Below are 7,859 nucleotides of genomic sequence, written 5' to 3' on the forward strand. Positions count from 1 at the left end.
CCCCACACACGCCGATTGGCTGACCGTCTGGCATCAGATCGAGCCCTACAGCCTCGACTATCTCGCGGAGTTCTGCCCGGATGCGGATCTGGCGGCCTACAGCCGCCGCAGCCGCAAAGAGGCAACCGGGCTAGGCCGTAACGTCACCGTATTCGATAACGTGCGTGAATGGGCCTACACGGCGATTAGAGCGCACTGGCGGCCCAATGGGTACGACGCATGGCTCTGTGCTGTGCAGGCGGCCTGTGAATGTACTAACGCGTTTGGCTTGGAGCAGGGCGGCCCGTTGCCCCATAGTGAGATCAAGGCGACGGCTAAGAGCATCGCCCGCTGGACGTGGCGGAATCTCACCCCATCCACGTTCGCTGATTATGTTGATCGGACACATACCCCCGAGATTCAGGCCATCAGAGGGGCTAAGGGTGGCAAGGTATCCAAGGGCGGGGGAAGGCCGACAGGGACAAACCGGACTAACTGGGCGCTGTGGGAGGCCATCCAGAGCATGAAGGCAGCTGGATACCCGCACAGCACCATAGCCGACGATCTCAACATCTCGGCCAGCACCGTTAGCAAGTACGCCAAAATTTCAAAATAGCGATCGCGAAAACAAGCCTATATCAGATAACAGCGCCCGAAGGGCGTTCCTTAGCCCTTGATCATTCAAGAGAGAGGATCTTGGCGAGGTGGTTAAGCCCGTTCCCGAAGGGCTGTCCATCAGGCCGTGGGTTTGGCCTGTGGGCAGTAGGGCTTATCCACGGAGCCGGTTTTGCCTTGCTCTATCTGGCGAATATCCTCTATTGCGGCGGTCAGCAGCTCCGGATCATCTTCCTCTCTAGCGGCCTTAAGGTATGCCGCTAACTCCGAGGGCGTTGTTAGGTAGTCTGCCACTTGGTACAGGCTGAATACAGCCTTCAAATCGCTCTTTTGACTCATCAAATTTCCATTATGATGCGTTTCTGATGAAGTGGCTTAACCTTGTTCCAAGCCGGATCTGGTTCGGGCATTCCCATGACTGAATTTCCTCTATGGGCCAGAGCAGAGCTGAAGCGGCGCAGGGCGCGTTAACGCCCAAACCCCCGACTCGGCTTCGGGCCTTTCTCGGGAGCCATCTTCCGTCGGATCTCGGCCTCCAGCTTGCGAGCCAGGGGTCGCTTCAGAATTCGGAAAATAAAGCACGTTAAGAGATTCGATACCCAGCAACGGCGCGGCTTTGCGCAAGCTGCTCCCCCCTAGACACAGAATTTTCGAGGTTCTCGAAACTCGGCTGTTTCAGCCGTGCAATACGAGAGTGGTTTTCGAGAAAGTAACATGCCATACCAGCACTGGCACGGATCTGATTCTCATTGATGCCTCTCAAAAACGGTCGTTTATGAGAGTGCTAGCCATGCCACTGGCTTACCGTGCTTTATTTTCCGAATTCTGAAGCGGCCCCAGCCAGATCCTGCTCCTCCTGCCTCCGCTGATTGTCCTGCTGCATCGCCACGGCTTGCTTGAGTACCTCCGCCACCTGCTCCTTAGATAGCCCCTTAAACGGCTCCTGAAGCGCTTGGAGGCGTTTTTGGGTGTCAGCCAATGCCATCCTAGCCTTAACGGCTGCCCCGCGCTGAGAATCGCTTTCAGAGGCTTTCTCGGCGACAACCTTGAACGCCTTCGCAAACTTGGCGTTGAGTCGCTCCGCTACGCTGGATCCCTGCCTCTGCACACGCTTAGCGTGCTTTATTTTCCGTTTTCTGAGGCGACCCCGGCAAGTGTTAGCCGCTACCTAGCTAACATCTCGCGAGAGTGATCCAAACAAGCCTTATCAGATAACAGCGCCCCTTTAGGGGCGTTCTCATTTCAAAAAGCATTTCAGAGAGAGGATCGGTGCGAGGTGGTTAAGCCCGTTCCCGAAGGGCTGTCCATCAGGCCGTGTGTTTGGCCTGTGGGCAGTAGGGCTTATCCACGGAGCGGGGTTGGTTTTTTCGTACGTACGAAATTTGAGGTGCTAGGGCAGGATTCGCAATGTGCTGGCAAGTGCCTCCGGCGCTATCCGGCGAATCTCTTCTATTACCGCAGCCAGCAGTACCGGATCGTTCTCTTCTTTGGCGGCTTCTAGGTAGGCGGCGATCTCCGCGCTGTTCGTCAGGTAGTCGGCAACGTTGTATCTACTGAACTGTTCTTTCTTCATCCCATCAACCCCGTAAAACGACTCTTCAAATAAGGCTTTTGATGGTTAGTGCATTAGGTAGGCACCCAATAAAGCCCCCGATAGTGCCAGTGCCCACCCCACGACCCCAGCTATTCCCAATGCAAACCCCCTGTCGCTGTCGAGGTGGCGCTTGATTTGGTTGCTGGCCGCTTGCGCGTCCCGCAAGTTCGAGCGCAGATCGGCGGCAGTCTTTCCGGCTTGCTCCGATAATGCGGCTACCTCGTCGCGCAGTTTCTGCACCTCAGTGGCGATCTCTGCCCCCTTCGATTTCAAATCAGTCATTTGACTATTCAAATTTTCTTTTTGATTTACTGCTAGTGTCTGCCGGATGTAATCGGGGATGCTCAAGTTTTCCGCCAGTGCTGCCCGCTCGATCTCCCCCTTCTGCTGCTCCGATACCCGAATGCTTACAACGCTCATTCCGCCCCCTGTTTACGCGTGTTTACAACGAGTAAACATCAATTACAGCAAGGCTTAGAAGAAATTTCGGAATGTTTTTGATGTAAACAGCTTCGCGCAGAGACAGGCACGACACCGACTGTATACAGGCACGAGACCGACCGTATACAAACTGCGTTTGTACCGTCGACGTGCCTGCATCCTATCGGCGTGCCAAAGGGGCTCCCCCTTTGAAACCTGAGTGCGGTTCTACGAACCTGAGCAATGCAAATCAAAATAGGAATTTGATGGTTCGTAATTATGATTTGATGTTTGGTCACGTTGGTGTCATAACGTAGATATGACACCATCAAAACAGGCTTTTGATATGGAAGAGATCAAAGCAAAGTGGGTATTTGAACAGGGGGGCTTTGCCAAGGCGGTGATCGCCCCGACCCCGATGGGTGCCGGCTACCATCTTCACCTGGTGAAGTTTGGCCGCAATGCTGAAACGGAAGTGCTGGAACGCCAGCGCGGAGGCTGGCGGGTCTTTAAGACCATCGATGCAGGGGTGAACACGGCGCACACCATTGGTTTTCGCCGTATTGAGATTGATTTGAGCAGCCGCTAAGGAAGGTGCGAATAGTGGGTCTCACCTTTCGCAATCAGGAATACTTATATCCAGCGTTCTACCGCTTCGGCGGTATCGCTGGGATTGGTATTAAAACAAATTTTAGCAGACGGTGCAAATTGATGGACTGCATTTACTAGCTTTTCAAAAACTAAAAAATGCTCATCAACGGTTCTCACTCCGGCTCCAATTAAAACACAGTCGTAAGTTGCTTTAGTTAGCGCTTCACTCACTGTTTTAAATGCTGTGTCAGCAGAATTTATATATATAAGCTCTGCATTGTAGCCGATCGAGTTTAGTTTATGTAGGTCTTTCTCCAATGCTAAGTGTAACTTTTCAGGCGTCAATTCAGGCCATTTTTTGTAGTCAACGACATCTGGATTCCAGCCCACCAATGCAATTTTTCTTCGCATTTACAATACCCCTATTTTAAGGCTATGTCCCAATTACGTGTTGAAAGGCTAATCTTGAAGTAGGCCATCACCTTGAGGTCTACCATCATGGATACCCCAGCCTTTCAACACCTGTTGTCCCTCTTTCCCCAGTTAACACTGCGCCAGCGCCGTGTTGCTCAGCAGGAGCTCACTGCCCCCCACACCATTACCTCGCTCAATACTCAGTTACCGGCATGCAGTGGATGCCCACATTGTCAGGCAGATGTCGCCCTGCTGGCGCCTTGGGGCTGGAGTCGGGGACTGCGCCGCTACCGTTGCAAACTGTGTCTGCGCACCAGCACCGTTCTGACCAAAACGCCTCTGACCCGGTTGCGTAAAGCACAGTGCTGGGAAGAGTACGCGCAAGCCCTCATCGAAGGGCTGACTGTCCGCCAGGCAGCGCGGCGCTGTGGGGTCAGCAAAAACACCGCGTTCCTCTGGCGTCACCGCTTCTTGCGCGCCATGGCAGGCCATCAAGCTACACGGGAGGAGGGCATCGTTGAGGTCGATGATACCTTCTTCCTTGAATCGTTCAAGGGGCAACGGGGGCTGCCGCGTCCGCCAAGGCATCGTGGTGGCAAGGGGCGCACCCGTGGAACCGGGCCGGATTACATCCCTGTGATGGTGGTGCAAGACCGGGCAGGCCACCATGCGGATTTTCAGCTGGAGAAGATAAATGCCGAGACGGTCATCGCGGTCTTGAAGCCGCTGGTGTCACCGGATGTGGTGTTGTGTAGCGATGGTGCGGGTGTGTATGCCAGTTTTAGCAAAGTGCATGGAGTGACTCATCAAGTAGTGCGCAATCGTCAGGGTGAGCGAGTGGCCGGTGCGTATCACATTCAGCATGTAAACGGATATCACCATCGGTTGAAAGAGTGGATGGAGCGGTTCCATGGCGTGGCGACGCACTACCTGAAGAATTACCTGGGTTGGCGCAGGATGCTGGAGCGTTACGGGAGGGGCGTCAATATCAAAGCATGTTTGCATGAGGCGCTGGGGCGCCCCATGCAACACGTAATTGGGACATAGCCTATTTTAAATATCAGTTGATGAAGGTGCTGAAAGACACCAGTTTCTAAACTCAACTGCAAAATGATTTAAGTGTCCGCGCACAAGAGTTTTTTCTGCCAAATAAGGAAGTACAATCGTTAATTTGGCTTGCATCCCACTTTTGAAATTTCTCAATTCATGCCCGGCATAAGCAATTACGTTATCATTTACGCTCTTCACCTCTAAACCAAAACTTATATCAAAAGATTTTTCTTGTTCAAAGGCAGGTATGTCGGATACTGAAATAAAGCGCCCAAAAACATGCCACGGGTAATTATCCTCACCTATATTCTCGATTATCTCAGGTCCTCCACTTAAAATTCTGTTTCTGTAGTGATCTGGGTGGGCAGCCCTGATTTCTGGCTCGTTATTATTTTTTATTAAACCCATAAAATATAGATGGAAATCATCAGCTGAAAGTCCATCTACAGTTAACAATACGCTATTTGATTGCCACTTACCTTCAGATTCACTAACCCATTTCTCTGATTTGTTAGTTGTTTCTAATAATTCACGCGCCATGATTGAATGCATCATGTTAGGGTCTATTTTAGATTTCAGGAAATTCAAAGCATGGTGGGCTCGCGACAGTTCCATATTAATGATGTCCGCTTCTTCTATTAAGACGCCATCAATTAATGCGGAAACATTTCTGTGCTTATTATTCTTATACATACATTCTATCCTCTTGATCAACAGTGGTAGCAGTACAAACCTCATCACTCCAGTTTTGCCTCAGATGGCTCCCGGCTGGTGAACGGTTACCATAGGGCCTGGGCCTTTCGAGGGACATATTAAGGCAGGAACAAAGCTAAAAAATGGGGCTCAGGATGGCCCCATAAAGCCACGGGGTGTGGTTATGATTCAGGATACGTGTCAACTTACGGCTAGCATACTTTCTAATCATACGTAACAAATTTGGCTAGTTATGTACGATAGGACTGAAATATTGGTCAGTTTGATTTGTTGAGCAGTGTAAGAGTGATAATGCGGTTCAGCGGTACTGCCCTCCGCGAACCGGAACAATCCGGCACAAAACAGGGACAATTGCAGGAGGAGGGGAAGAAAAGCTGGGGCCACTGACCCCATTTTTCCGCCATCGAGACTGCTTATCACGAGGATGACTCGACGGGCGGCGCAAGATACTGAAACAGGCCGCAAGATGCAAACTAGGGCTGAAACCATACCCCGCAGGATCCGGCCCTAAAACCGCCACAGAAGCGTTGCAAACTTTCAGGCGGTAAATGCCCTGTCTTGTGTGTCGAAACGCCCCAAAACGCGATACAGGCGGCCTGTTCGCCGCCAGCGCCCTGTTTTAGCCGCTAAAAATCGCAATTGAACATAAAAGGCGTTATGCGCACCTCAAAACACCCTTCGATTCGCCAGTTTTTGGGGGTTGTACAACCCCGAATTGCAGTACTGCAATTCGGGGGATCGGTGGACATTGATGGTTATCTAGTCGCACAATGTAAACATCTGACTACAAGGGGGTGTTATGAGCGTAATGTCTGTCCGTCTGCCGGATGAAGTAGACCAGCAATTGGGGCAGTTGGCCCAGTCTACAGGCAGAACCAAATCATGGTTGGCCAACCAAGCCATTCAGGATTACTTGGCGCGAGAAGCTTGGCAGATCGCGCAGATTGAGGCAGCATTGATCGAGGCTGATTCTGGCGATTTTGTGCCTGAAAAGGAGATGATGGCGAAGTTTAATCGGTGGGGTATCAATGCAAGTTAAGTGGCTGCGCAAGGCTGCGCTCAACTTGGAGGATGCGCACGACTTCCTATCGAGAGAAAACCCGATAGTGGCACAGGAGTTTGTGCGCGAAGTGTATCGGCTGGTTAGCCTGTTATCGACTCAGCCGGCCATGGGGCGGCCCGGGCGGGTTCCTGGAACGAGGGAGCTCGTGGTGCAGCCCTATCCGTTCCTGCTTCCGTATCGGGTGCAAGGGGATGAGATCCACATTCTGCGGGTGTTCCACACCAGACAACGATTCCCAAGCCAGTTGTGAGTTAATGCTTGGGTTGAATGAGTCCTTTTTATTAAGGTTCTGGTATCTTGATCGCTTTCACTGAAAATAAAAAATGGAGTTTTTCATGAGGGTTGTTGTTGCTGTTTTTTTGGCTCTGGCGCTTTCCGCCTGCGGGTCTGCGGACAAACCATTCTTGGGGTTTTGGAAGGTTCAGGGCGACCGCTTTGAATATTTGAAAATCGAGAAAAACGGCGAAGGTCATTTGCTGACAAGGTATGGAAATAGCATTTTGGATGGTTCGGTTGAACGCAAAGAGTTTCCTGCGACCATCAAAGACAACACGTTGACGATTGGGGCGCTTGGCGTCAGTGGCGTTTACAAAGAATCGGATAAAACTTTGGTGCTTAATGGGAAGCAAGTCTTTGCCAAGGTCGATGATGCTGAGGCACTTAAAGTGATCGAAGCCAAAGAGCAGGAAAAGGCGCAGGCAGAGGCCGATTGCAAGGCATTGCAAGAAGAGGTCGATCGCAAGAATCAGGAGCTCAAAGGCAAGAGCAAAGAAGAGTGGAATGCTTACGTTAAGTCCTTGGATGGCCGCAAGCCCAAGCGTTGCTGGTTAAAAAATACCGGAATGGCATGGTAACCTTGCTCGATAAAAAGGGGATGCTGTAACGTATTGCCCAGAAAAGACAAACCCCGAATCTCTGTCTAATCAACTTGGCGGGAGATTGCAGAGAGTTCGGGGCCGTGACTTAATCACAGGAACAAGAATACCACATGGATCACATCAAACAACCCAGAGCCGCCAATAAGCGCGGTGCTCGATGGTAAAATCAGCACTTCAAGTTGCTGCATTCGTCGAACGTCTCCCTCGTCGCCCCTACTGCACCGATGATCCGGCTCATGGGCTGCGCATTCGCCCGCAGGCCTCCGCGCTGGCCTATCGCCACATCCAGCATAACCCCCCGCCGCATGTGGCGGCGTTGGTGTTCGACTTGGACAAGGCGGACAGTTACCACGCGTGGCAGGATGCCGGCTTGCCTGCCCCGCACTGGATCAGCGTTAACCGCATGAACGGTCACGCCCATATCGGGTACATTCTGGCCGCCCCTGTAGCGCGTACCAGCGCAGCACGGCAAAAGCCGTTGCGTTACCTGGCTGCCATAGAGCACGTTCTAGCGAAGCGGCTAGGGGCTGATTTAGGGTAC

General features: G+C 51.9%; 11 protein-coding genes and 1 pseudogene. 7 read left to right on the top strand and 5 right to left on the bottom strand.

Features of this window, described 5'->3' with window-relative positions; translation table 11 throughout:
* Positions 1-595 (top strand): annotated as a pseudogene (locus tag CAK78_RS05960) (primase C-terminal domain-containing protein); the annotation flags it as partial.
* Between the two features lie 119 nt (positions 596-714).
* Here the strand turns inward: CAK78_RS05960 and CAK78_RS05965 are convergent.
* The 3 genes from CAK78_RS05965 to CAK78_RS05980 form a co-directional block, all read right to left on the bottom strand.
* Positions 715-933, bottom strand: coding sequence for a hypothetical protein (locus tag CAK78_RS05965; RefSeq protein WP_094696684.1), 219 nt, complete (start codon positions 931-933; stop codon positions 715-717).
* A 1,051-nt stretch (positions 934-1,984) separates the two neighbouring features.
* Positions 1,985-2,167 (bottom strand): helix-turn-helix domain-containing transcriptional regulator, encoded by a 183-nt coding sequence (locus tag CAK78_RS05975; protein WP_094696686.1) that lies wholly within the window; start codon positions 2,165-2,167, stop codon positions 1,985-1,987.
* Between the two features lie 45 nt (positions 2,168-2,212).
* On the bottom strand, positions 2,213-2,608 hold the full coding sequence (locus tag CAK78_RS05980) for a hypothetical protein (protein WP_094696687.1): 396 nt from the start codon (positions 2,606-2,608) through the stop codon (positions 2,213-2,215).
* A gap of 346 nt (positions 2,609-2,954) precedes the next feature.
* On the opposite strand from CAK78_RS05980, the gene CAK78_RS05985 reads away from it, so the two are divergent.
* Positions 2,955-3,197, top strand: a complete 243-nt coding sequence (locus CAK78_RS05985; RefSeq protein ID WP_094696688.1) for a plasmid replication protein RepB — start codon at positions 2,955-2,957, stop codon at positions 3,195-3,197.
* Between the two features lie 44 nt (positions 3,198-3,241).
* Here CAK78_RS05985 and CAK78_RS05990 read toward each other — a convergent pair whose 3' ends face one another.
* Positions 3,242-3,610, bottom strand: coding sequence for a hypothetical protein (locus CAK78_RS05990; RefSeq protein WP_094696689.1), 369 nt, complete (start codon positions 3,608-3,610; stop codon positions 3,242-3,244).
* An 87-nt stretch (positions 3,611-3,697) separates the two neighbouring features.
* Between CAK78_RS05990 and CAK78_RS05995 the strand changes: the two genes are divergently transcribed.
* Positions 3,698-4,660, top strand: a complete 963-nt coding sequence (locus tag CAK78_RS05995) for an IS1595 family transposase (protein WP_094696690.1) — start codon at positions 3,698-3,700, stop codon at positions 4,658-4,660.
* 6 nt (positions 4,661-4,666) lie between these two features.
* Here the strand turns inward: CAK78_RS05995 and CAK78_RS22615 are convergent, their stop codons facing one another.
* Positions 4,667-5,356, bottom strand: coding sequence for a hypothetical protein (locus CAK78_RS22615; RefSeq protein WP_141214134.1), 690 nt, complete (start codon positions 5,354-5,356; stop codon positions 4,667-4,669).
* A gap of 820 nt (positions 5,357-6,176) precedes the next feature.
* Here CAK78_RS22615 and CAK78_RS06000 point away from each other — a divergent pair.
* The 4 genes from CAK78_RS06000 to CAK78_RS06015 form a co-directional block, all read left to right on the top strand.
* Positions 6,177-6,416: a CopG family ribbon-helix-helix protein gene (locus CAK78_RS06000; RefSeq protein ID WP_094696691.1), complete on the top strand. Its 240-nt coding sequence runs from the start codon at positions 6,177-6,179 to the stop codon at positions 6,414-6,416.
* Complete coding sequence (locus CAK78_RS06005) at positions 6,406-6,690, top strand: type II toxin-antitoxin system RelE/ParE family toxin (RefSeq protein ID WP_094696692.1); 285 nt, start codon at positions 6,406-6,408, stop codon at positions 6,688-6,690. The genes CAK78_RS06000 and CAK78_RS06005 overlap by 11 nt, the downstream gene beginning before the upstream one ends.
* 85 nt (positions 6,691-6,775) lie before the next feature.
* Positions 6,776-7,294, top strand: a complete 519-nt coding sequence (locus CAK78_RS06010; RefSeq protein ID WP_094696693.1) for a hypothetical protein — start codon at positions 6,776-6,778, stop codon at positions 7,292-7,294.
* Positions 7,295-7,475: 181 nt separating this feature from the next.
* A partial coding sequence (locus CAK78_RS06015; RefSeq protein ID WP_176452697.1) for a replication initiation protein occupies positions 7,476-7,859 on the top strand: 384 nt, incomplete at its 3' end.

Source organism: Aeromonas sp. A35_P, assembly GCF_002259925.1.
GTDB classification, from domain to species: domain Bacteria; phylum Pseudomonadota; class Gammaproteobacteria; order Enterobacterales; family Aeromonadaceae; genus Aeromonas; species Aeromonas dhakensis.